General features: G+C 63.1%; 18 protein-coding genes and 1 pseudogene. 11 read left to right on the top strand and 8 right to left on the bottom strand.

What is annotated here, in order from left to right; genetic code table 11:
- The first annotated feature begins 21 nt into the window (after positions 1-21).
- The 3 genes and pseudogenes from G6N73_RS16800 (at position 22) to G6N73_RS16790 (ending at position 4,129) form a co-directional block, all read left to right on the top strand.
- Positions 22-1,851, top strand: coding sequence for a xanthine dehydrogenase family protein molybdopterin-binding subunit (locus G6N73_RS16800; RefSeq protein WP_343044645.1), 1,830 nt, complete (start codon positions 22-24; stop codon positions 1,849-1,851).
- A gap of 179 nt (positions 1,852-2,030) precedes the next feature.
- Positions 2,031-2,187, top strand: a pseudogene (locus G6N73_RS16795) (transposase); the annotation flags it as partial.
- A 355-nt stretch (positions 2,188-2,542) separates the two neighbouring features.
- On the top strand, positions 2,543-4,129 hold the full coding sequence (locus G6N73_RS16790) for a BCCT family transporter (RefSeq protein ID WP_165029564.1): 1,587 nt from the start codon (positions 2,543-2,545) through the stop codon (positions 4,127-4,129).
- Between the two features lie 415 nt (positions 4,130-4,544).
- Here G6N73_RS16790 and G6N73_RS16785 read toward each other — a convergent pair whose 3' ends face one another.
- Together G6N73_RS16785 and G6N73_RS16780 are read right to left on the bottom strand one after the other, a co-directional pair.
- A complete protein-coding gene (locus G6N73_RS16785) occupies positions 4,545-5,456 on the bottom strand; it encodes a LysR family transcriptional regulator (protein ID WP_165029562.1) in 912 nt (303 codons plus the stop codon).
- Positions 5,457-5,794: 338 nt separating this feature from the next.
- Entirely contained in the window at positions 5,795-6,832 is a 1,038-nt protein-coding gene (locus G6N73_RS16780; RefSeq protein ID WP_165029559.1) for a LacI family DNA-binding transcriptional regulator, read from the bottom strand.
- 205 nt (positions 6,833-7,037) lie between these two features.
- On the opposite strand from G6N73_RS16780, the gene G6N73_RS16775 reads away from it, so the two are divergent.
- The 8 genes from G6N73_RS16775 (at position 7,038) to G6N73_RS16740 (ending at position 16,928) form a co-directional block, all read left to right on the top strand.
- Positions 7,038-8,867 (top strand): heparinase II/III domain-containing protein, encoded by a 1,830-nt coding sequence (locus G6N73_RS16775; RefSeq protein WP_425484101.1) that lies wholly within the window; start codon positions 7,038-7,040, stop codon positions 8,865-8,867.
- Between the two features lie 15 nt (positions 8,868-8,882).
- Positions 8,883-9,830 (top strand): ABC transporter permease subunit, encoded by a 948-nt coding sequence (locus G6N73_RS16770; protein ID WP_165029557.1) that lies wholly within the window; start codon positions 8,883-8,885, stop codon positions 9,828-9,830.
- Positions 9,827-10,684 carry a carbohydrate ABC transporter permease gene (locus tag G6N73_RS16765; RefSeq protein ID WP_165029555.1) on the top strand — a complete coding sequence of 286 codons (858 nt, stop codon included), beginning with the start codon at positions 9,827-9,829 and terminating at the stop codon, positions 10,682-10,684. The genes G6N73_RS16770 and G6N73_RS16765 overlap by 4 nt, the downstream gene beginning before the upstream one ends.
- 3 nt (positions 10,685-10,687) lie before the next feature.
- On the top strand, positions 10,688-11,866 hold the full coding sequence (locus G6N73_RS16760; protein WP_165029553.1) for a glycoside hydrolase family 88 protein: 1,179 nt from the start codon (positions 10,688-10,690) through the stop codon (positions 11,864-11,866).
- Positions 11,867-11,893: 27 nt separating this feature from the next.
- Positions 11,894-13,003 (top strand): ABC transporter ATP-binding protein, encoded by a 1,110-nt coding sequence (locus G6N73_RS16755; RefSeq protein ID WP_165029551.1) that lies wholly within the window; start codon positions 11,894-11,896, stop codon positions 13,001-13,003.
- A 25-nt stretch (positions 13,004-13,028) separates the two neighbouring features.
- Complete coding sequence (locus tag G6N73_RS16750) at positions 13,029-13,763, top strand: DUF624 domain-containing protein (protein ID WP_165029549.1); 735 nt, start codon at positions 13,029-13,031, stop codon at positions 13,761-13,763.
- Between the two features lie 27 nt (positions 13,764-13,790).
- Positions 13,791-15,044 (top strand): ABC transporter substrate-binding protein, encoded by a 1,254-nt coding sequence (locus tag G6N73_RS16745; protein ID WP_425484099.1) that lies wholly within the window; start codon positions 13,791-13,793, stop codon positions 15,042-15,044.
- A gap of 63 nt (positions 15,045-15,107) precedes the next feature.
- On the top strand, positions 15,108-16,928 hold the full coding sequence (locus G6N73_RS16740) for a DUF2264 domain-containing protein (protein ID WP_165029547.1): 1,821 nt from the start codon (positions 15,108-15,110) through the stop codon (positions 16,926-16,928).
- Between the two features lie 234 nt (positions 16,929-17,162).
- On the opposite strand, the gene G6N73_RS16730 is transcribed toward G6N73_RS16740, so the two are convergent.
- The 6 genes from G6N73_RS16730 to G6N73_RS16705 all read right to left on the bottom strand — a co-directional run bounded on the left by G6N73_RS16730 (position 17,163) and on the right by G6N73_RS16705 (position 23,441).
- Positions 17,163-17,972 (bottom strand): maleylpyruvate isomerase family mycothiol-dependent enzyme, encoded by an 810-nt coding sequence (locus tag G6N73_RS16730; protein ID WP_165029545.1) that lies wholly within the window; start codon positions 17,970-17,972, stop codon positions 17,163-17,165.
- On the bottom strand, positions 17,972-19,072 hold the full coding sequence (locus G6N73_RS16725; RefSeq protein ID WP_425484098.1) for a cupin domain-containing protein: 1,101 nt from the start codon (positions 19,070-19,072) through the stop codon (positions 17,972-17,974). Before G6N73_RS16725 ends, G6N73_RS16730 begins: the two co-directional genes overlap by 1 nt.
- A gap of 28 nt (positions 19,073-19,100) precedes the next feature.
- Positions 19,101-19,748, bottom strand: a complete 648-nt coding sequence (maiA, locus tag G6N73_RS16720; RefSeq protein ID WP_165029543.1) for a maleylacetoacetate isomerase — start codon at positions 19,746-19,748, stop codon at positions 19,101-19,103.
- Positions 19,749-19,750: 2 nt separating this feature from the next.
- Complete coding sequence (locus G6N73_RS16715) at positions 19,751-20,446, bottom strand: fumarylacetoacetate hydrolase family protein (RefSeq protein ID WP_165029541.1); 696 nt, start codon at positions 20,444-20,446, stop codon at positions 19,751-19,753.
- Positions 20,447-20,498: 52 nt separating this feature from the next.
- The gene (locus G6N73_RS16710) at positions 20,499-22,463 is read right to left on the bottom strand and encodes a TRAP transporter permease (RefSeq protein WP_343044642.1); all 1,965 of its coding nucleotides are present in this window, start codon (positions 22,461-22,463) and stop codon (positions 20,499-20,501) included.
- Between the two features lie 63 nt (positions 22,464-22,526).
- Positions 22,527-23,441 carry a TAXI family TRAP transporter solute-binding subunit gene (locus G6N73_RS16705; protein ID WP_343044641.1) on the bottom strand — a complete coding sequence of 305 codons (915 nt, stop codon included), beginning with the start codon at positions 23,439-23,441 and terminating at the stop codon, positions 22,527-22,529.
- Between the last annotated feature and the right edge of the window lie 59 nt (positions 23,442-23,500).

The following is a 23,500-nucleotide window of genomic DNA, read 5'->3' as shown; positions in this document are numbered from 1 at the left end:
CATCCGATGCTCGGGCGTCAGATGACGGGCGGTTCTACGTCGATACGCGCGTTCTGGACACCCTTGCGCACGGCCGGTGCGACGGCACGCACCCTACTCATTCAGGCTGCAGCAAAGGAGTGGAACGTCGATCCGGCAACCTGTCGCGCCGAGAATGGCTTTGTCCTCAGCAACTCTGGAGACCGGAAGCTGGCCTATGGCGAGTTGGTCGACATTGCTGCGTCGATCCCCGCTCCTGCCCCGGAAAACGTTACGCTCAAGTCTCCGGAGGATTTCAAGCTCCTGGGAACGTCAGCAAAGCGGCTGGATACGCCGGGAAAGGTCAACGGGTCGCTCAGGTATGGCATCGACGCATTTCCTGATGGGACCAGGATTGCCGCAATAGCTATATCTCCGGTTCTTGGCGGCAAGCCGAAGTCGGTAAATGAGCAGGCCGCGCTCGCGATCAATGGGGTGCGCCAGGTCGTGCTGACGGATAGCGCCGTGGCGGTCGTGGCGGATCACACCGGAGCGGCCAAGAAGGGGCTCGCGGCAGCTTCGATCGAATGGGATGACGGTCCTAACGCACAGGTGTCCAGCGCCGACATCGTACGACATCTGGATCAGGAATCACACAAACCCGGCGCCATTGCACGCAGCGAAGGCGATGTGACAAAGGCGCTGGCAAGCGCAGCGCAGCGGATCGACGCCGTTTACCAATTGCCTTTTCTTTCCCACACGGCAATGGAGCCGATGAATTGCACGGTGCACGTGCGTGAGGATGCCTGCGAGCTCTGGGTCGGGACCCAGAACCTCTCTGCGGCCAAAGCGGCTGCCGCGACAGTCACCGGCCTGGAGCCGGAGAAGATCATCATCAACAATCATATTGTCGGCGGTGGTTTCGGCCGCCGCCTCGAAGTCGACGGCATCGTCCACGCTGTGGAGGTTGCGATGCACGTCGACAGCCCGGTCAAAATTATCTGGAGCCGCGAGGAAGATGTTCAGCACGGCTACTACCGCCCGTACTACTACGATCGAATGTCAGGCGGGATTGACGAGCAGGGAAACCCTGTCGCCTGGATGCATCGCGTCTCCGGATCGTCGATTTTTGCCCGGATCGCGCCACCCGTAATGCAGAACGGCGTGGATCCCGATGGCGTGGAGGGAGCGGCCCATCCGCCATACAGGCTTTCGGCAATCCAGGTCGAGTTCAACCAGGTCGAGCCACAAGGTGTTCTCACGAGTTGGTGGCGCGGTGTCGGGCCTTCCCACAACGTCTTTGTGGTCGAGAGTTTCATCGACGAACTCGCTGCTGCAGCGAAAGCCGATCCGGTCGACTACCGCAAACGATTGCTGACGGAAAATCCTCGTGCGTTGAGGGTCCTGGAACTGGCTGCAGAGAAGGCCGAGTGGGGTAAGCCACTATCGGCCCGGCAGGGCCGTGGTGTCGCCGTGCAGTTCGCATTCGGCTCCTATCTCGCAATGATTGCCGACGCCGCTGTCGAGGCCGACGGCGCTGTCAGGGTTACACGTATCGTGACCGCTGTGGACTGCGGACTGACAGTGAATCCCGATACGATTGCGGCCCAGATGGAAGGCGGAGCCTTGTACGGCCTGACAGCGGCTCTGTATGGCGCGATTACCTTCAAGGACGGCCGCGTCGAGCAAAGCAATTTTGACAATTACCTGCCGCTTCGCATCGACGAGGCACCACTCGTTGAAACCCATATCGTCCCGAGCGTCGAGCCACCAGGAGGAATAGGTGAAGCGGCGACATCGGCGGTGTTTCCAGCCGTCACGAATGCGATCTTCTCGGCAACAGGGAGGCGTGTGCGAACACTGCCAGTCAATACCGAAGACCTGAAGGCCTAGATGGGTTAGCGGGCCTCTCGCGCCGGCGACTGAGGAGGGGTTGGTCGAGGCGGTCGTCTCTCACAATGACGGTGTGAACGGCGTCATGGCCGGGGCCAGCGCCAAACATCAAGGAGAGACGACCGTGGACTACTATGCCGGGATTGATGTGTCATTGGAATGCTCCAGTGTCTGCGTTGTTGATGAGCGTGCCGGGTGTCGGGGTTTTGGTCGCTCCAACATTCTCGGCCGTTGACGACCCGGCGCGGTTTCGCTCGTCCCGCATGGTGGGCGACCTTTTCGGCCTGACGCCAAAGAAGTGCCAGTCGGGCGAGACCGACGTGACGGGTCGCATCTCGAAGGATCGTCGTCACGGTCCGGAAAGACAGTATAAGCTGAGGCCGGCGCTACTGTCGCGAGCGCCGCGATTAGCATCGTCGTCCGCAGGAGTCGCATCGGCTTTGGTCCTTTAGCCGGCATCATCCTAGCGAGCAGCCGACGGCGCAAGCCCGACCGGGCTTCGTGGGTCGGCTTGTACCGTTCGGTGCAACTCCACGTATGGTTTTGCTGCGCCAGAGCCCTACACCAGGTCGCAATTGTCGTATCGATGTCGCAATCAGGACCATGACGCTCGGATAACCGAGTCACTTTGCGAACGGTCATGTGCGCCGATGGCCGAACCGACGCACGGCGAAAGCTCAGGGAGGGAAGCATGTCATCTGTTGAAACGACCGCGACCGAGGAACATGGCCTCGAAGCCGGCCAGGACAACATCCGGGTTCTGGGGCTGGACATTCACAATCCGGTCTTCTTCGTCTCGGCGGTAGTCATCGTCGGCTTCGTCATCTTCACCCTGATCTTCAGGGATTCCGTCGGCCCGGCGCTTGGCGACCTGCGCGTATGGCTCACCTCCACCTTCGACTGGCTGTTCATTATAGCAGGCAATCTGTTCGTCCTGTTTTGCCTCGCTGTTGTCCTGTCGCCGCTGGGGCGCGTGCGCATCGGCGGAGCCGACGCCGTTCCGGATTTCGGCTATGCCGGCTGGTTCTCGATGCTTTTCGCCGCCGGCATGGGCATCGGGCTGATGTTCTTCGGCGTGCTGGAGCCGATGTATCACTTCAACAACCCGCCCCTGGGAATCGCCGGCCCGGTTGCCGACGGCGCGGTGAATGCCGGCGCGGTCGAGGCCGCGCGCGAAGCCGCCATGGCAGCCACCATCTACCACTGGGGCCTGCACCCGTGGGCGATCTACGCCGTCGTCGGCCTGTCGCTGGCTTTGGCCGCCTACAACAAGGGCATGCCCCTGTCGGTGCGCTCCGCCTTCTATCCGATTTTCGGCGAGCGCGTTCGCGGCTGGATCGGCCATGTCATCGACACCATGGCCGTCTTCGCCACGCTCTTCGGCCTGGCGACATCACTCGGCTTTGGCGCGGAACAGGCGCTGGCCGGCCTCAATTTCCTCTACGGCGTCCCGGTGACGGATACGATGAAGGTTCTGCTCATCACCGGCATCACGGCCGTCGCGCTGGGTTCGGTCGTCGCCGGCCTCGACGCGGGCGTCAAGCGCCTGTCCGAGATCAACATGGTCCTCGCCGTGCTGCTGGTGGCTTTCGTCTTCGCCCTCGGACCGACCGGGGAAATCGCCACCGGCTTCTTTAGCAACACCTGGTCCTACGTGACCCATCTGCCTGCGCTGTCCAATCCCTTTGGGCGAACCGACGACGAGTTCGTGCATGGCTGGACCACCTTCTACTGGGCCTGGTGGATCTCCTGGTCGCCTTTCGTCGGCATGTTCATCGCCCGCATATCGAGAGGCCGCACGGTGCGCGAATTCATCGTTTGCGTGCTGCTCATCCCAACGATCGCGTCGATCTTCTGGATGACGGCCTTTGGTGGCACCGCGCTTTCGCAATTCCTGAACGACGGTTATCAGGGCGTGCAGGAGACGGTCGTGGCCTACACGCCTGAACTGTCGCTGTTCCGGATGCTGGAGCCGCTGCCGCTGGCGGGGCTGACCTCCCTTATCGGCATCGTGCTGGTGATCGTGTTCTTCGTCACATCGTCCGATTCGGGCTCGTTGGTCATCGACACCATCACCGCAGGCGGCAAGGTCGACGCTCCGGTGGCGCAACGCGTCTTCTGGGCCACGTTCGAAGGCCTTGTCGCCATTGCGCTGCTGCTCGGCGGCGGGCTCGCCGCGCTTCAGGCGAGCGCCATCGCCACCGGCTTCCCCTTCGCCCTACTGCTGCTGCTCATGATGGTGGCGACCTGGAAGACGCTTCAGTCGGAACCGCGCTGAAAAATGGCCGGCCGGACGGCTAGATGGGTTAACGGGCCTCTTGCGCCGGCGACTGAGGATCAAAACAAGTCGGGACCCGCTTTGAATGGCGTGTTCGGCCGGAACGCCGGCGCTGGGGAGGGCTATCGTTATTCCACGGCCATCGTGAATTCGAGCGTAATCTAGAACTGATGAGACGCTCGATGCCTACTTGTCGGGTCCAGCCAGGATGTTGCGGGGCACCCGCATGACCACAAGTGTTGTGAGACTGGATGATCGGTCGGACATCATCGCGTATCTCAAAACGCTTGCTGCCCCATGAGACCTTCACGACGCAACGCCTCGCGGTGCAGGCTTGCATCATTTGGGCCGTTAATCGGCGCGCAAGATTTTTCACGCCGGTTCTTTGGGCCTGTGGGAGTTGAGCTGTCGCTGGTTAAGCAGCCAACGACCGCCTTAGTTGGGAACAGGTGTCAATGAACGCACGCAGCTTCGGCTGGTTTTGCGCTGTTTTCGTAAAGTATAGAAAGAGCCCATCGCTCCCTGGTGAATAGTCAAGCAGGACTGGTTCAAGCTGGCCATCTGCAAGCTTTCTCGATGCGTGAAATGTTGATGAATAGATCAGGCCCAAGCCTTGGGAGGCGATGTTCTGCATGAGCTGGCCATCGTTCACCGTCAGAGGCCCGTTTGGCTCGATGCTGACATTTTGTCCGTCTTCGAGAAACTCCCAGCGATAGATGTCGCCCTTCCCCGGCCGGCGGTACCGGATACACTGATGTTTAGTGAGATCACTCGGCACCTGAGGACGTCCATGTTCCCTGAAGTAACCGGGTGACCCGAAGACCGCCCATTTGAAGGGCGGCGAAAGCCTTACCGCGATCATCTCCTTGGCGATATAGGATCCGATGAGGATGCCTGCGTCGTAACCGTCGGCGATGAAGTCATCATGCTTGTTGCTTACAGTTATGTCGATCTTTACGTTCGGCCAAGCTTCGCGAAAAGCCGGTAGTATCGGCTCTATGACATGGGGCAACGCAAGGCGCTCGACGATGAGCTTCAAAGTGCCGGACGGTTCGTTTGAAGAATGGAGCGTCTCCCCCAGGCTCGTCTCGATGAGTTGCGCTGCAGGAGCAATTTTTGCAAGCAGGATCTCCCCTGCCTCTGTCAACGATATGCGCCGTGTCGTGCGGTGGAAGAGCGAGGCTCCCAGACGCCGCTCAAGCTTCTGCAGCGCCTGGCTGACCGCTCCCGGCGTCACTTCAAGGTCGAGTGCAGCCTTTCGGACGCTCTGCCGCTTCGCAACAGCTAAAAACTCGGATAACCCATCGAATGTGTTTTGGCGGCCCATTTCATTCCTTTTTCAAAGCAATCCCTCGTGACGGCATACTCCTGTGAATCGGCACCGAATGTTGCCCCTCGCCGGAGCCGCGTAAAGCCTTGATTTGCCGTTACGAAATGTGGAGTCAGTGGGTCACGACCGGCGTCGATGACGACCCCACCGGCGTTGCGAATTTGTCAGCAAAGTCATGTATTTGAGACCTTTTTGGCTAGAGGGTTAACATTCGGTGCTTGTTCACACCGGAGAACATGCGGAACTGGGGACCTTGTCGGAGGGGTTTTCGACGCGCTCGAAGCGGGGGCTTGACGTTGAGATTGAGGGTCTTGATGGCGCCGTTGAAGGCATCACTATTTCTTCAACGGACCGGTCGAGTCGCGGACCACCAGCTTCACGGCAGTCTCCGTATAGGTCACCAGCTGGTCCTGGGACCTGATCCGTTCGATGAGGCGATTGACGCTTCGCGCGCCGATGTCCTCGGTTTCAACACGTATGGTCGTCAATGTCACCGAGTTCAGGGCGGCCGTCGGAATGTCATCGAACCCAACCACCGATACGTCGCCGGGAACGCTTAGCCCTGCCTCCGTCAGCGCGGCTATGGCGCCGAAAGCGCAGGAATCATTGCAGCACAGGATGGCCGTGAAGTCGCAGCTGCCCCTGGATTCCAGACGCTGTCTGATCGCGTGGTAGGCCAGGTTGGTGCGCATAGCCTCCAGATCGATCACCAGATCGGCGCTGGCCTCCACCCCGGCCTCCTGCATGGCCTTGCGGTTGCCGGCCATGCGGTCGCGGATTGTCGGGCGTGGAGAATGGCCCAGCGCGAGGATTTTCCTGTGCCCAAGCTCCAGAAGATGACAAGCGGCGAGATAGCCGCCGGTCCGGTTGGCCGGCGCGACGGCGTCCAGCCGCATGAGCGGTTCGCGGCCGTTGACGATGACGGCCGGGATGGCCCGCTCGGACAAGAGCTGGATCAGGGCCTCCGGCTGCATTGACAGAAGCAGATAGCCCGCCGTCTCGTCGTCAGGCGTCAGCCGCGCCATGCCGGAGGGGCCGACGAGTTTCATGGAGAGATTGATGCCCAGTTCGCGCGCCTTCCTCTCCATGCCGCGTTGCACGGCCTGCATGAACTCAGCACCACTCTCGGTGAGATGCACGTCGTAAAGTACGGTTATCGAAGAATAGCCCGCCGACGCGCCGGCATAGTTGAGGCGCTCCGCTGCCACTTGGACGCGCGAGCGCATCGCGTCGGAAATGCCGGGCGCGCCATTGAGGGCCCGAGATGCAGTGCTGATCGAAACACCCACGGCATCAGCAATATCGCGCAGGGTAACCCGGCCAGGCGATGCGACGACCGTATCCTCGCCGGCAGGCGCATCATGCTCGGCCATCAGCGCCCCCTCCTAATGTAGCTGCGATCATCGCAATCGGGTACCGGTTCTGAAAGCCCTGCACAAGGCGGGCAGGGACGCAACTTTGCGTTAGTTTCGCAATGTTGCGACTTATCGCAAATTTTCCTTGACTTCGCAACACAACGCTGGCTGATTTCGATGCCAGAATTCGCCGACCAGCCTGACGGGAGGAAACGTGTCCAGCGTGGCGGAAATCTTCCAGCGCGCCGAGCCAGGGCCCCGGGTCGCCTGCTGCCTGCAAGGGCTTGGCGACATCCTGCCTCTGTTCGCGCCGGCGCCCGCCTCCGCCGATCGTCCGTTCTGGACCGGCTTGCCCGAAATCATGAGATCCCGGCTGATCGCCGACGCCGAGGCGGAACTCCGGTCGCCGTGGCCGGTTCTCACCGCACAGGGCTATCGCGCCTTCACCCTGACCGGGGACCGTGTCGGCTATGAACGCGACTATTTCGCGCGCCGGCGGCGCCTAAACACGCTTGCGCTGGCGGAGGCGGTCGAAGGGCGCGCGCGGTTTGTCGACGCGCTGATCGACGGGATTTACCTAGTCTGCGAGGAAAGCGGCTGGCAGCTGCCTGCGCACAACGCGCAAGAACGCGAACAAGCGCGCGATCCGCTACCCGACTCGGCCCGGCCTGTGATCGATCTCTTTGCGGCGGAAACCGGTGCCCAACTCGCGGTGATAGCGTCAATCCTTGGCGACGTGCTCGACGCCGTCAGCCCCGCCATCGTCGCACGGATCGACCAGGAAGTAGAGACGCGGATCACCCGCCCCTATCTCGATCGCCACTTCTGGTGGATGGGCAATGGCGACGAGCCGATGATAAACTGGACGCCCTGGTGCACGCAGAACGTCCTGCTCAGCACCTTCACGCGCCCGACCGATCAGGCGGTGCGCCGGGCCGTCATCACCAAGGCGGCGCACAGCCTCGATGCCTTTCTCAAGGGCTACGGCGAGGACGGGGCCTGCGACGAGGGCGCGTTCTATTATCGCCATGCCGCGCTCTGCCTGTTCGGCGCGCTCACGGTGATGGATACGGTCGCGCCGAACGTGTTCTCTAATCTCTGGCGCGCGCCGAAAATCCGCAACATGGCGGAGTTCGTCCTCCACGCCCACGTGCTAGGCCCCTACTACATCAACTTCGCCGATGCATCGGCGGTGCTGGAGCCTTGCGGCGCGCGGGAGTTCCTGTTCGGCAAGGCCGTCGGATCGCAGGCGCTTTGCGCCTTCGCCGCAGCCGACGCCGCCCGCAACGAAAGGCCGGAACTGCCGGAGGAGATCAATCTCTACTACCGGCTGCTGGCGATCTCGACGGCTGGGGAAATGTCGGCTTTTGAGCCGAGCCCCGTTGAGAAACCGGATATCTACTATCCCAGTTGCGGCTTGTTCGTCGCGCGCGACGTCCGCTTCGTCGTCGCCGCCAAGGCAGGCGACAATGGCGACGGGCACAACCACAACGATGTCGGAAGCGTGACGGTCTACAAGGACGGACTGCCCCTTCTCATCGATGTGGGCGTGGAAACATACACGGCCAAAACCTTCTCGCCGCAGCGCTACGAGATCTGGACCATGCAGTCCGCATTCCACAACCTGCCGAGCTTCGAAGGGGTCGGGCAGCAAGTCGGCGAAGCGTTCGCCGCGCGCGATGTCGAGGTCGCCCTCGGCGACGCCGTGTCATCGATCAGCATGGACATCGCCGGGGCCTATCCCGAGGGGGCCCTGCTTTCGCATTACCGTCGCACGCTGCGGCTCACCAAGGGCGGAGCGGTCGAGATCGTCGACAGATATGCCGGTGCGCGGCAGGCCGAGCTTTCGCTGATGCTGTGCGAAAAGCCGGTGCTTTCAGATGGGCGCATCGACGTCGGCGACCGCGGTGAAATCCTGCTCGCCGGCGCGGGGCTTCCGCGTGTCGAGGAGATCGAAATAGCGGACCCCGGGCTACGGCTGGCTTGGCCCGAGCGCATCTACCGCGTTCTGGTGCCAATCGCCCGGCGCGAGCTGCGGCTCAGGATCGCTTGAAGGGAGGCGGGCCGAGTGAGTGTCATCGCGGACACCCCGACGAGACCCCTGCCGGCGCGCGCGCCGATCTCAAGGCGCTGGCGCAAGGTGCTGAACGCACTCACTGCCTATTCGTTCATTGCCCCCAACTTCATCGGCTTCGCCGTCTTCACGCTCGGGCCGATCGTTTTCGCCTTCGCCCTTGCCTTCATGCACTGGGACGGCAGCAACCCCATCCGGTTCGCGGGACTGGACAATTTCTGGAAGCTGTTTTCGGACAGGGTCTTTCACGCCGCGTTCTGGAACACGATCATCTATACCGGCTTCGTCGTCCCCCTGACCCTGATATGCTCGCTGGCCCTGGCCGTCCTGCTCAACCAGAAGATCTTCGGGCGCAATTTCTTCCGGACGGTCGCCTTCTTTCCCTACGTGGCCTCCCTCGTCGCGGTCGCGGTCGTCTGGAACATGATGTTCCACCCCGAATTCGGGCCGGTGAACATGGTCCTCTACACATTGGGGGTCGATCCGTCGGACCTGCCCGGCTGGGCGGCGGACCGGCATTGGGCCATGGCCACGGTGATCATGTTCTCGGTCTGGAAGAACATGGGCTACTTCATGGTGATCTACCTTGCCGGCCTCCAGGGAATCAGCTCGGAGCTGTACGAGGCGGCGGACATCGACGGTGCATCGGGCGGGCAGAAATTCCGGTTCGTCACCCTGCCGCAGTTGGCGCCGACCACCTTCTTCGTCTCTGTGATGCTGATCATCCAGTCGTTCAAGGTGTTCGACCAGATCTTCATGATCACCCAGGGCGGACCGGGCACGTCGACGCTCGTGCTTGTCTATCACATCTACAACGAGGCGTTCATCTCCTGGGACCTCGGCTATTCGAGCATGGTGGCGCTGGTGCTGTTCCTGCTCGTGCTCGTCATCACCATCGTCCAGTTCCGCTGGACGCAGGACCGCGATGAGGACACGGCATGAGCGCGGCCACGACACCGCTCCGCCGTCCCCGCCGCCGGGTGAACTGGGGGCTCATCCTGACCTATGCGGTGGCCATTCTGGTCACTTTGACCATGCTTACTCCCATCGTGTGGATGCTGTCGGCCTCGCTCAAGCTGGACAGGGACGTCTTCGCTTTTCCGATCGAGTGGATACCGGCCGAGCCGCGCTGGCGGAACTACATCGACATCTGGACCAAGATCCCGCTCGCGCTTTTCGTCTGGAACACGACGAAGCTGACGGTCATCGTCACGCTGCTGCAGCTCTTCACCTCAAGCTTTGCCGCCTACGCCTTCGCCAAGCTGCGCTTCCCTTACCGTAACGCGCTGTTTCTCGCCTACATCGCCACGATCGCCATGCCCTGGCAGGTCTACATGGTGCCTCAGTTTCTGTTGATGCGAGAATTCGGGCTGAACAACACCCATTTGGCGCTCATCTGCCTGCAGGCATTCACCGCCTTCGGCGTGTTCCTGATGCGCCAGTTCTACATGTCGATCCCGGACGAGTTGTGCGAAGCAGCGCGCATCGACGGGATGAGCGAATATGGCATCTGGTGGCGCATCATGCTGCCGCTGTCGATGCCGGCGCTCTCCACGCTGACGATTTTCACATTTGTGAACACCTGGAACGACTTCCTCGGACCCCTGATCTACCTGACCAAGACCGAGCTCAAGACCATCCAGATCGGCATCCGGATGTTCGTCACCCAATATACGCAGGAATACGGGCTGATCATGGCCGCCTCGGTCGTCTCCCTCATTCCGGTGCTCATCGTCTTTCTCGCTCTTCAACGCTTCTTCGTCGAGGGCATCGCCTCGACCGGGATCAAGGGATAATTCATGCTTCAGACGGCCGCCCGTCCTGCCTCCGCCATTGCGGCGATCACCGATGACGAGATTTCGTCCGCGATCCGCACCTCTGTTTCTCAGGTCCGGCGCAACCTGCCGGCCTTCACCTACTCGGCGCAGAACCATTCGAGCGTGAGCAATTTTTATCCGGCGGTGCCTAACGACCAGTGGACCGCCGGCTTCTGGCCCGGCTCGATCTGGCTCGCCTATGAAGTTACCGGCGACAAGGTGTTTCGCTACGCTGCGCAGATCCAGGTCCAGAGCTTCCTGCACCGCATCGAGAACCGAATCGCCACCGACCATCACGACATGGGTTTTCTCTATTCGCCCAGCTGCGTTGCGGCATGGAAGCTGGTCTGCGACGAGGATGCCCGCAACGCCGCACTTCTTGCGGCCGACCAGCTGATGGAGCGTTTCCACGAAAAGGGCCAGTTCATCCAGGCTTGGGGGCGGATGGGGGAGCCGGACAACTATCGCTTCATCATCGACTGCCTGCTGAACCTCCCGCTGCTCCACTGGGCCAGCGGGGAAACGGGCGATCCCCGATACCGAGAGAAGGCGCTGGCGCACGCTCACACTACGCTTGCGCACTCCATCCGGGCCGATCACTCGACGCACCACACCTTCTATATGGACCCCGAAACCGGCGCCCCTGTTCGTGGCGCGACCCAACAGGGCTTTCGCGACGAGAGTGCCTGGACGCGCGGTCAGGCCTGGGGCATTGCCGGCATGGCCTTTTGCTATCGCTACGAGCGGCAGGAAGTCTATCTCGAGGCATTCGAGAACCTGCTCGGCTTCTACCTGAAGCGCCTTCCCGACGACCTAGTGCCTTATTGGGACCTCACCTTCACGGAGGGGGACGAGCCGCGCGATTCCTCGTCGGCAGCGATCGTCGCTTGCGGCCTTCTCGATATGGCGGGAATGGTCGGGCCGGAGCGGGCGCGCGATCTGCGCGAGCTCGCCGCGCGGATGCTGGGCAGCCTGTGGCGCAACTACGCGGTACGGGACCCGGCCGTTTCCAACGGCCTGCTGCTGCACGCGACCTATTCAAAGAAGACACCGTTCAACAGGTGCCGCGGCGAGGGCGTCGACGAGTGCGTGACCTGGGGCGACTACTACTATTTCGAGGGTCTGACGCGCCTTTCGCGCGACTGGACCCCGTATTGGTGACGGCCGGGACGAGAGAGAGATAGCAAGATGGCCGGCATTTCACTACACAAACTGCGCAAGTCGTTCGGAGCACTGACGGTGGTCCACGACGTCGACCTAGAGATCGCAGACAAGGAGTTCATCATCCTCGTCGGACCGTCGGGCTGCGGCAAGTCCACCACGCTGCGCATGATCGCGGGTCTCGAGGAGATCACCAGCGGTGAGCTCATCATCGGCGACACGATCGTCAATGACGTGCCGTCCAAGGACCGCGACATCGCGATGGTCTTCCAGAACTACGCGCTCTACCCGCACATGACGGTCTACAAGAACATGGCGTTCGGGCTGAAGCTGCGGCGCGCGCCGCGCGACCTTATCGACCGGAAGGTCCACGAAACCGCGGAAATCCTCGACATCAAGCATCTGCTGAACCGCAGGCCGAAGGCGCTTTCCGGCGGCCAGCGCCAACGCGTGGCGCTCGGTCGGGCCATGGTGCGTTCTCCGGCCGTGTTCCTGCTCGACGAGCCGCTCTCCAACCTCGACGCCAAACTGCGTTCGACCATGCGTTCGGAGCTGACCAAACTGCATCGGCGGCTGGACGCCACCTTCATCTACGTCACCCACGACCAGGTCGAGGCAATGACGATGGCCGACCGCATCGTGGTGATGAAGGACGGCCATATCCAGCAAGTGGATACGCCGCAGGCACTCTACGACAGGCCGACCAACATGTTCGTTGCCGGCTTCATCGGTGCTCCGCAGATGAACTTCCTGCCGGTCACGATCAGCAAGCAGAATGGCGTTCCGGTCGCCGAATTCGACGGCAATTCGTTGCCGCTTCCTACGCGGCTCATCGACCGGGTTGGTGTCGACTATGCGGGACGGGATTGCGTGCTTGGCCTGCGCCCCGAGAACTTCCACGAGCGTCCGCCGATCGATGTGGACCCCGCCCTTACCGTTCCAGTCGAGGTCGATGTCGAACTCGCCGAGCCGATGGGAGCCGAGGTGCATCTCAACGCCGCTCTCCGCAGCCGTTCCATCGTCGCGCGGGTGTCGCCCCGCTGCCAAGCGAGGGCGGGCGACCGGCTGACGCTGACCGCCGATCTTTCATCCGCGCATCTATTCGACAGGGAAACCGAAAGGGCGATCGGAGCCTGAAACCAGGCGCAAGGAACCAACGGGCATGAACTGGGTCTACAATTTCTACTTTCGCGAAGGGCCGGGCATCCCGAAGGATGCTCCCAAGCCCGTGGGCATGCGCCTTCTCGCACATGTGCTCGGCCGCGAGTGGTGGGAGCTGATCAAGCTCAATCTCCTGTTTATCGCCTTCTCGCTTCCACTCGTCACACTGCCGGCCGCCTACATGGCGACGGTCGCCATCTGCCTGGCGATGATCGAGGACCGCAACGTCTACCTGCTACGCGACTTCTGGAGCGCGTTCCGGTCACGATTCCTGACCGCAACCCTGCTAGGCCTCTCGTTCTGCGGCGCCGGGGCGCTGGTCGTTCTCGCCGTCCGCACTTACGCGGAGGCGGCCAAGGCAGACCTTCTGTTCGTGGCGCCGTTCACGGTCGCCGTCGTGGTTGCAATTCTCCTGCCACTCGGGCTCGCACATCTCTTCGTCGTGCTGGCGCTGGGGAATCACGGATCGTTGCGCGATATGGCGAAGGTCGCGGCGACCGGCATGCTGGCGCGGCCCCTTCCGGGCCTGGCGGCGCTCCTGTTCGTGGCGCTGCTCTGGCTCGCCCACGTCCTTTTCTATCCCGCATCGGTCTTTCTACCGGTGCTGGTCAATTTCTCCCTCGGCGCTCTGGTTACAAGCTTTGCCGTGCTCAAGGGAGTCGAATTCGGCTTCTCGCACACCGGGAGCGCCGCCGGGGAAGGGAAAGCGGGAAGACCGGCAACGCAGTCGGCGTAATTGTTCAAAATGATGGAGGAGAAGAAAATGACCAAAATGAGCTTGATCAAGTCCGCGGTACTCGCCGCGGCAGGCGTGCTGCTTGCCCATGGCCAGGCCATGGCGGAGCAGGTGACCCTCAACTGGTCCCTGTGGGACTGGGATAAGGTTGCGTACTACAAACCGCTGATCAGCGCCTATGAGGCGGCCCACCCAGATGTGAAGATTGAACATACCGATCTCGGCTCCGCGGATTACAACCAGATGGTCATGACCCAGTTGACCGGTAGCGGCGGCGATATCGACATCGTCTCGATCAAGGACGTCCCCGGCTATGCGCAGATGGTCAACACCGGCCGGCTGCTCAACCTGGCCGATATCCGTCCGGCCGACACCTCCGGCTATGGCGGGCTGATCGAGTCGCTGACCGTCGACGGCGGTATATACGGTCTGCCGATGCGCACCGACTTCTGGATCGTCTACTATAACAAGGACGCGTTCGATGCGGCCGGCGTCCCCTACCCGACCAACGACATGACCTGGACCCAGTTCGACGAGACGGCGCGCGCCGTCACAAAGGGCTTCGGGCCGGACAAGATTTTCGGCGCGCATTTGCACACCTGGCGCTCCACCGTGCAGCTCCCGGCGATCCAGAGCGGCGAGCACACGCTCGTTGCCAAGGATTACGGCTTCCTCAAGCCTTGGTACGAGCGCGCCCTTGCACTTCAGGAGGACGGCATCGTCCGCTCCTACGCCTCGCTGAAGACGTCGCAGACTCACTACTCGGGTCCCTGGTTCGCCAGCGAGATCGCCATGCTGCCGATGGGAACGTGGTTCATCGGCACACAGATCGCCAAGGTCGCGTCGGGCGAATCGACCGCGAAGAATTGGGGGATTGTAAAATTCCCGCATCCTGAAGGGATCGCGGCGGGCGCGACGGCCGGTCAGGTGACGTCGCTGGGCGTAAACGCGAATTCCAAGCAGATCGATGCGGCCAAGGATTTCGTCGCCTGGGTTTCCGGGCCCGAGGGCGCCGCGATCGTTGCGGGCACCGGAACTGTTCCGGCACTGCGCGACGAGAAGTCCGTCAAGCTGATCGCCTCCACGCCGGGCTTTCCTGCGGACCCCGCCAGCGCCGGGGCTCTGACTACCACGGCCACCTATCTCGAGATGCCGGTGGACCTGAAGGCAGCCGAATACGAGCTTGTGCTGAACCGCGTGCATGACGCAATCATGACCAACAACACGCCGATCGACGACGGCATCGCCGAGATGAATGCCGGCGTCGCCGACATCAACTAGCACAACAAACAAGAACGCGGGGCCGGTCCCGATCGCCGGCCCCCGCATCCCGGCATTCCGAACATGCAAAATCCCCTCGCCGGCAATCAGTTCCGCACCCGCGCCGACGTCCAGCGCGCGGTTGGCGCGCTCTTTTCGCCGCTCCTTCCTCATTTCTCGGCCTCCGCGGCGCGGGTGCGCCTGAGCGCAGCCGCGGCGCATTTCGACCAGGCGGCGGCCGAGCTCGAAGGTTTCGCCCGTCCGCTCTGGGGCATAGCGCCGCTGGTCGCTGGCGGCGGCGACTTCGAGCACTGGGCACGATATCGAGAGGGACTGAGCAACGGGACCGATCCCGATCACTCCGACTATTGGGGCGACATTTCCGACATCGACCAGCGCCAGGTGGAATTGGCGGCTATCGGTTTTTCGCTGCGCATCGCGAAGGGCCAACTGTGGGACCCGCTGGACGCCGCCGCAAAGCGACGGATTGCCGCCTATCTCATCAGCGGGCGCGAGCATGAGTTCGTCGACAGCAACTGGAAATTCTTCCGGGTGCTGATCGATCTGGGGCTGGCGCATTGCGGCGTCGAGGTGGATCCAAGGAAGCGGGAGGCCTATCTCGACGGTCTGGAGGGCTTTGCAATCGGCAATGGCTGGTATCGCGACGGACCGATCCGCAGCGCGGACCACTATATTCCCTTTGCGTTTCACTACTACGGGCTGATCTACGCCGCGCTCTCGGGCGACAAGGAGCGCGCGGCGCGGTATCGCGAGCGGGCCGGGGAGTTCGCCCGCTCGATCCGGCACTGGTACGCTCCGGATGGATCGGCCCTGCCCTTCGGCCGAAGCTTGACCTACCGTTTCGCCCACGCCGGCTTCTGGGGCGCGCTCGCCTTCGCCAGCGTTGAAGCGCTTCCCTGGGGGCAGATCAAGGGCTACTACCTACGCAATTTGCGCTGGTGGGCAAGGCAGCCGATGTTCGACCGCGATGGCGTGCTCTCCATCGGCTATGCCTATCCCAATCTCATGATCAGCGAGGGCTACAATTCCGCCGGGTCGCCCTATTGGGCGATGAAGGCATTTCTGCCGCTGGCGCTTCCGGGAGATCATCCGTTCTGGGCTTGCGCGGAAGAAGGCCCCGAAACTTTCGAAAGCCCGGTTGCCCTGCCAGAGCCAGGCATGGTGGCGCAACATCTTCCCGGTCACGTCGTGGCGCTGGCATCAGGCCAGGAATACGCCCGGTGGCGCGGCACGCCGGAAAAATACGGGAAATTTGCCTACTCGACGCGCTACGGATTTTCGCTCGAGGGCAACGACCGGCACTTTCCGAGCGCAGCCTGCGACGGCATGCTCGGGTTGTCCGAGGATGGCCTGCATTTGCGCATGCGCGAAAGCAGCGAGGCGGCGCTGATCGCCGGCGATCGCATCTACGCGAGATGGCGGCCCTATGAGGACGTCATCGTCCAGACCTGGCTCGTGCCGACGGGACGGTGGCATGTCCGGCTTCACGAAGTGACTACCCCGCGCCGACTGGAGGTCGTCGAGGGCGGCTTTGCAGTTCCCAAACCCGATTTCGGGGCCTGGAGCGAAGCCGTTTCCGCCGGCCGCGCCGAGGTCGCAACAGCCCAGGACGTGAGCGTGATCGTCGGCTATGACGCGCGCGCCGCCCAGGTCATCAGCCCGCTTTCCAACACGAACGTGATGGCGGCGCGGACCCTGCTGCCACAACTGCGCGGGGTGGTCGAGGCTGGAACGACCCTGCTCGCATGCGCGGTTCTCGCCGAACCGCGATCGGATGGCGACGTACCCCCCGCTCCCGAGTGTCCCGATGTCGACGAGTTGCGTCGGTTCTTCCGCGCCGAGGGGCGCGTGGTTTCGGTATTCGACATGAAGGCGCAGGGGTGAGGCGGATCGACCACCGCACGGCGACATCGAACGGAATAGCAAGGCGGGCCGGAGAACGGCGGTCGTTATCGACGAAGTGTGCACAACATTCTCGCCGGCCCCTACCGCGAGCAGCGGATCGTGTTGAACCCTCCACGTTTCGTGAGCAACAGTCTCCAGATATCTGCTTGGCGTGACTGGCAGCGCGAGCCGCGAAGTCGGCGGCCTCCCAAAAGGCTTCGCAATGCCGCCCAACTAGACCGCGGGCCAGGGATCGACCGCGTCAATAAGGCCGAGAGTTGAGCAAGGCGCTTCAGCGAGCGTGCCGCCGGCTATCTGCAGTTCCCGAACGCCCCGGCTGCAGAGCCATCGGGCGACGTCCGTCGCTTGTCCCGTGATCGTGATCTCGGGCGCGTCCCCGATTACGAGCGGTTCCGGCCGGTCTGAGAAGGAAAGCGCGAAAGCGACCTTGCCGGAATAAGCCGCCGCATGGTGCCGGATCAAGGCATCTATGAAGTCAGGCGGCATGTCGGCAAACCGGCTGCCCGCTCCCAGATCCACCGCGTGGAGCCATAGCGCACGGGCGCGGATTACCGGCGTCTCGCGCAGCGCAATGCGCCGGCCCGCCACATCCTGAACCGAAGCGCCCCAGACGGCATCGCTCAAGTCGCGCCATTCGACATTGAGGTGGACTTCGGAATGATCAAAGAGATAGCGGAGCGCGCGCGACGGCAGGCTGGCCCCGAGGGCGACGTCGCTCATCGATACCTGCGCCGCCTTTGGAAACGGCGCCTCCTGCCCTGTCCGGGCCCAAGCGACGATTTCGCTTAAAAACCGGGCGTGGTAGCCGACATGCGCAATGACGTGGCGCCGGGACAGCCTCGGCAGCGCCGACGGCGCATCGAGATCGCGGTCCGACAGCTCGTTGAGGAGGCGTGCGAAATAGGCCGTGCCGCGCCGCGCCCAATCGAGCTGGTGGGCGGGTGCGGCGGCCGCGTCGTATCGGGCGCCATTGCCCTGCCTGGCTCGAAGGGAGGCGCGCGCCTCTTCGATGCTCTCAGCCATCAATCGCTGCCCTCGATGTGGGTGCGCGCGAAGTTCAGCCGCTCCATGATCGGGGCATCGGAGAAGCGGAACAGATCGAATTGGGTTTCGGCCTGAAGGGACCACGGCACCCAGGACGGAATTACGAACAGATCGCCGATATTGAGCTTATGCGTCACCCCATCGATGGCGACGGCGCCCCCTCCCTCGAACACCTGGAAGACGGACGAGCCCACCTCCCGCCGCGTTGGCGTTTGCGTGCCGGCGCGCAGGCGATGGAACTCGCAGCGGATCGTCGGCATGACATCGCCGCCGGTCGTGGGATTGACGTAGCGGATGGCCGCATGGCCCTGCTCCACCGTCGCGGGCTGCCCTTCTTCTTCCAACAGGAGCTGCTCGGTCAGGGCGCGGTCCGTGTGCTCCCAGCGATAGGCGCCGATGGGCGAGCTGACGGTGTCGCGAAGCCCGGACAGGGGACGCAGGCCCGGATGGCACCAGAGCCGCTCGCCTCGCGAGAAGCGCGGCGTGGCGTAGTCGGTCACCCGGCCCGATCCGAACTCAAAGAAGCCGACATCGTTCTGCTGCGCAAAGGGGATGTCGAGCCCGTCGATCCAGGCCATGGGTTTGTCGGTGTCATTGTGATGACCGTGGAAATGCCAGCCAGGGGTCAAGAGCAGATCGCCGCGGCTCATGCGCACCGGATCGCCATTGACCACGGTCCAGACACCCTCCCCCTCGACCACGAAGCGGAAGGCGTTCTGCGCATGGCGGTGCTCGGGAGCGGTCTCCCGGGGGCCGAGATACTGGATTGCGGCCCAGAGCGTCGGGCTGACATAAGCATGGCCGCCAAGCCCCGGGTTGGCCAGGCCGATGGCCCGCCGCTCGCCGCCCCGCCCGACCGGCACAAGCTCGCCGGACCGCTCCGCCAACGGCAGCAGGTCCGCCCATTTCCAGACATGCGGCACGGCCCGCGGCCTGGGATGGATCGGCATCAGGTCGCCGAGCTGGGTCCAGAGCGGCAGCAGATGTTGCTCCTCGAAGCCCTTGTAGAGCGCGCGCAGCTCAGGTGTGTCCTCGGGTTGCATTTCGTTGGCGGGAGTGTCTTCTTCTTTGTCGAGCACCGCGCGTCCTCCTGGTTGCGAATTGGTGTCAGGTAGCGTCCAGCTGGTTGGGGGGTGCGGCATCACTGAAGGCGGGGATTGCGTCCAGCCGCTCGAAGATGCGGCCGATCGTCGGCCACGCCGACGTGCCGATGTCGAAGCGGCGATTGTTCCAGACCTGCGCGTAAAGGCAGAGGTCGGCGAGCCCCGGCGCGTCGCCATGGCAGAATGCGCCGGTCCTCGGGTCCGACGACAACATCTTTTCAAGGGCATCGAAGGTGGTTTCAACCCAGTGGGTGAACCATTCCTTTTGCGCCGCCTCATCGGCGCCGAAGCGGTCTGCCAGATAGCCCAGCACCCGGAGATTGTTGAGCGGATGGACCTCGCAGGCGATCATCAGCGCCAGCGCCCTGACCCGCGCCCTGCCATCGGGATCGGACGGCAGAAGGGCGGGCTCGGGATGGGTTTCCTCCAGCCACTCGATAATCGCCAGCGATTGCGTCAGATAAGTGCCGTCGGGGCGCTCCAGCGTCGGCACGAGGCCGGCCGGGTTCATCGCCAGGTACTCCGGCTTGCGCGTGTCTCCCCGCCGCAGGACATAGGGCACGTAGTCGTAGTCAAGGCCCTTGAGGTTCAGCGCCGCGCGCAGCCGCGTGGAGGTCGAGGAGCGGAAGAAATTGTGCAGCGTCAGGGTCATCGTTATCCTCTGGGGCCGATCTGGGTAGCGATCTCGCCCAGCCCTTCGATGCTCACCACGCATACGTCGCCCGGCACCAGCGCGCCCACGCCTGCCGGCGTACCGGTCATGATCAGGTCGCCCGGCGCGAGCGCAATGGAATGCGACAGGAACGAGATGATCTCGGGCACCGACCAGATCAGCTCGGTCAGATCCGCGTCCTGCCTGGTCTCGCCGTTCACGGTGAGCCGGATCGCGCCCTTGTCCAGATGCCCGACGGTCGCCACCGGATGAACCGGGCCGATAACGGCGGAGCGGTCGAAGGCCTTTCCGAAATCCCAGGGCCGTCCCTTGTCGCGCGCCTGGAGTTGCAGGTCGCGCCGGGTCAGGTCGTTGCCGATGGCATAGCCCCAGACATGCGTCAGTGCATCCGCCTCGGGAATGTTGCGCCCGCCCGTGCCGATCGCCACGACCAGTTCCGCCTCGTAATGGAAGTTCTCCGTCTGCGGCGGATAGGTAACGGTCTCGCCCGCATCCACGACCGTGTCTGCCGGCTTGCTGAAGAAGAACGGCAGTTCGCGCTCCGGGTCCTTGCCCATCTCGCGGGCATGGGCGGCGTAATTCCTCCCGACACAGAAGATGCGCCGCACCGGAAACCTGTCCGGGTTGTCGGCGACTGCCACCGTCGCGACCGGTGCGGGAGAAAAGACGTAGGACATTCGTGTCTCCTTGTTGTTGAAGCCAGTTAGCAATGTTGCTGCGGTCGATGCGTCATTGCGCAGGGTGGGGAACGGAAACGGCGCTTTGCCTGTCTCGCCCCAGCAGCCAGAGCAGAGCCAGCGCGGCAAAGCCCGCCGCGTTGATCCAGAGCGTTGCGGCTCCGAGAATTCCCGGCGGCAGCAACAGCGCCGCGCCTGCAAGCCCCGTCAGGATGCGCCGGACGATGCCGGCGGGGCCATGCAGCCAGCCAACGAAACCGCTCGAGATCGCATAGACCCCAAGGATCGCCGTCGTGACCGCGATTGCGATTTCGACCGGATCGCCGATCAAGAGCAGGGCGGGCGAGAAGACGAAGAGGAAGGGGATGATATAGGCAGTCCAGCCGAAGCGCATCGACTCGAAGGCCGTCGCGAGCGGCGGAGCCTTGGCGATGGAGGCGGCGAAGAAAGCGCCGATGCCGATGGGCGGCGTCACCATCGACATCATGCCGAGATAGAAGATGAAGAGATGGGCGGCGATGGGCTCCACGCCCGTCTCGATCAGCGAGGGGGCGACGAGCACGGCGAGAAGCAGGTAGACGCCCACGGTGGGCATGCCCATGCCGAGCACGAGGCAGACCGCAGCGGAAATGAGCAACAGCAAGAACAAGTTGCCCTGCCCCAGGTCGACCAGAGCGAACGTCACGGCAAATCCGAGACCGGTGACATTCAGCACGCCGATGATGAAACCGGCAGCCGCTGAGATCATGATGATGTCGATGATCGACTGACCGCTTTCGACGGCGGCACGCCAGAGGTCGCGCATCGACATGCGGGACTTGCCGTAGCCCATGAAAAGCCCGATCAACAGGGCCGCACCGCCACCCCACAGAGCCGCTGTCTCGGCCCGCTGGTTGAACCAGAACAGCGCGGCAACGATCGCCGCAAAAGGCAGTGCGAAAACCCATCCGCGCGACAGGACGCGGCCCACGGGCGGGATCTCCTCGCCCTCCACCGGCCTGATATTGTGCTTGGCTGCTTGCAGATCGGCCTGCACATAGAGCGCGACGTAGTAGAGCAGCGCAGGCACGATCGCTGCTACCACGATTTCCGAATAGGGTTTTTGCAGGATATCGGCCATCAGGAAGGCCACTGCGCCCATAACAGGCGGCGCGATCTGCCCGCCGGTTGAGGCCACCGCTTCCACGGCGGCCGCCGTGGTGCGGCGGAAGCCGGAATTGATCATCAGCCGGATCGTCACCACGCCGGTCGCAACGATGTTCGACACGACCACGCCCGAGATGGAGCCGAACAGGGCCGATGCAACGATGGAGATCTTCGCGGAGCCGCCGCGCCTGTGGCCCATGGTGGCGAGCGCGATGTCATTGAAGAAATCGGCGCCGCCCGAGCGCAACAAAAGCTGCCCGAACAGGATAAAGGCGACGACGACGGTCGCGGCGACGTTGAGCGTTATTCCGAACAGGCCGTTTGGATCGAAGGCGAGATAGACGGCCATGCGCGGCGCCTGAACCTCGCGGGTTTGCAGGATGCCTGGCACCAGATGGCCGATAAGCCCGTAAATCACGATCGCCAGCACGACGACCACGAGCGTCATGCCCACCGTTCTACGCAGCCCCTCCAGCACGAGGAGAAACAGCAAGCCGCCGACGGCAAGCGCGTCCCAAGGCAAGGACATGGCGCTGCCCAGAAGAACCGGATAGGCCCAGGCGACATAGAAGGAAAGGCCGAGGCCGAGCGCGGCAAGGACCAGATCGGGGATTGGCGGCGCATTGGTTGCGTCTTCCGACTGCCGTGCCCGGCGGACAAGGAACACGAGCCCAAGGCTCAAGCCGAGGATCACCGCCAGGAACTGCTCGGTATAGTACGAGTAGCCGAGCCGGGACGGCAGATCGGCAGCCTGCGCCACGGCGACCAGGGTCAGGGTGCCGGCGAGCGCATGGACCAGGCGCCGGACCCATGCCGGTCCGCTCACATCTTCCGGGGTTCCGGATGCGATTTGCGGGATGTTTTCGGTCACGCTATGCCCTCCCGATCCAGGTCGACCGGGGCGGCGTGAAGCCGCCCCTCGCAAAGCTAAAGATTATTCGGAGTCCGACTGCTCGACACCGCGCTCTTCGAAGAAGGCGATGGCGCCAGGGTGGTATTCCAATCCGGGGTAGCTCTTGTAGGCGGTCTCGAGATTGAGGGCCTTGAGCGGCGGGTAGGCATTGCCGATCGCTTCGATGTTGTCGAAGACGACGGACAAGAAGCGCTTCACCTGCTCATCCGGCACGTGGCTGCCCGCGACGAGGACATTGTCCCAGGTCACGAACATCATCGGCTCCTTGACGCCCACGCGCGGCGGGGCGGGGGTAACTTCGGAGAAGTAGAAGGCCGGGCGGACCGCCCGAATCTTCGCAAGGTTCTCTTCATTGGCTTCGACGGTCAGAAACCGCACGCCGCCGACCGAGGCGTCGATCTCCGCAACCTTCGGTCCGCCGACGGCGAAGAACGCGCTGTCGACACGCCCGGAAGCCATGTCATCCGAGCCGCGGATCAGTTCCGGCACCGGGACCTGGCTGACGTCATCCCAGGTCAGCCCACCGGCGGCGAGGATGGCGGTGATGTGGGATCGCGCGATGGGAAAGCCGTCCCAGCCCGAGGGCACGCTTTTGCCTGTGAGATCCGCTACCGCGGTCAACCCGGAACTTTCCTTCACGTAAAGCCCTACCGGGAAGGGATTGATGCGCGCTACGGCACGCAGATTGGGCATCGCAGCGCTATATTCGCCGCTGCCCGCGACCGCCGAAATGGCGTCATTGACATCATTGAGCGCGAATTCCGCGATGCCTTCGTTCAGGGCCTGCATCATCTGTGCATTGCCGCCGTAAGGCTGCACCACCATGCGCAGGTCGCTGCTTTCACGCGCCTGACCGGCGATGACCGACGACATGGTGTTCCATACCGATCCCTGCGGCGGGGTCGCAATGGAGCTGACCTGCGCGGCGGCGGGCACGGTGAGCCCGAGCGCCAGGCCGGCTGCGAATAAATAGCTGCTGATCTTCATTTCATTCC

The sequence above is a fragment of the Allomesorhizobium camelthorni genome (assembly GCF_011045125.1).
GTDB lineage: Bacteria > Pseudomonadota > Alphaproteobacteria > Rhizobiales > Rhizobiaceae > Allomesorhizobium > Allomesorhizobium camelthorni.
This window is presented reverse-complemented; position numbering and strand designations above follow the sequence as displayed.

Bases quoted from the DNA above. Each gene is read 5' to 3' on its own strand.
- G6N73_RS16760 (WP_165029553.1), top strand. From the start codon at position 10,688: ATGCTTCAGACGGCCGCCCGTCCTGCCTCCGCCATTGCGGCGATCACC.
- G6N73_RS16715 (WP_165029541.1), bottom strand. From the start codon at position 20,446: ATGTCCTACGTCTTTTCTCCCGCACCGGTCGCGACGGTGGCAGTCGCC.
- G6N73_RS16780 (WP_165029559.1), bottom strand. From the start codon at position 6,832: ATGGCCGAGCATGATGCGCCTGCCGGCGAGGATACGGTCGTCGCATCG.
- G6N73_RS16730 (WP_165029545.1), bottom strand. From the start codon at position 17,972: ATGGCTGAGAGCATCGAAGAGGCGCGCGCCTCCCTTCGAGCCAGGCAG.
- G6N73_RS16800 (WP_343044645.1), top strand. From the start codon at position 22: ATGACGGGCGGTTCTACGTCGATACGCGCGTTCTGGACACCCTTGCGC.
- G6N73_RS16740 (WP_165029547.1), top strand. From the start codon at position 15,108: ATGCAAAATCCCCTCGCCGGCAATCAGTTCCGCACCCGCGCCGACGTC.
- G6N73_RS16765 (WP_165029555.1), top strand. From the start codon at position 9,827: ATGAGCGCGGCCACGACACCGCTCCGCCGTCCCCGCCGCCGGGTGAAC.
- maiA (WP_165029543.1), bottom strand. From the start codon at position 19,748: ATGACCCTGACGCTGCACAATTTCTTCCGCTCCTCGACCTCCACGCGG.
- G6N73_RS16745 (WP_425484099.1), top strand. From the start codon at position 13,791: ATGACCAAAATGAGCTTGATCAAGTCCGCGGTACTCGCCGCGGCAGGC.
- G6N73_RS16750 (WP_165029549.1), top strand. From the start codon at position 13,029: ATGAACTGGGTCTACAATTTCTACTTTCGCGAAGGGCCGGGCATCCCG.
- G6N73_RS16790 (WP_165029564.1), top strand. From the start codon at position 2,543: ATGTCATCTGTTGAAACGACCGCGACCGAGGAACATGGCCTCGAAGCC.
- G6N73_RS16785 (WP_165029562.1), bottom strand. From the start codon at position 5,456: ATGGGCCGCCAAAACACATTCGATGGGTTATCCGAGTTTTTAGCTGTT.
- G6N73_RS16755 (WP_165029551.1), top strand. From the start codon at position 11,894: ATGGCCGGCATTTCACTACACAAACTGCGCAAGTCGTTCGGAGCACTG.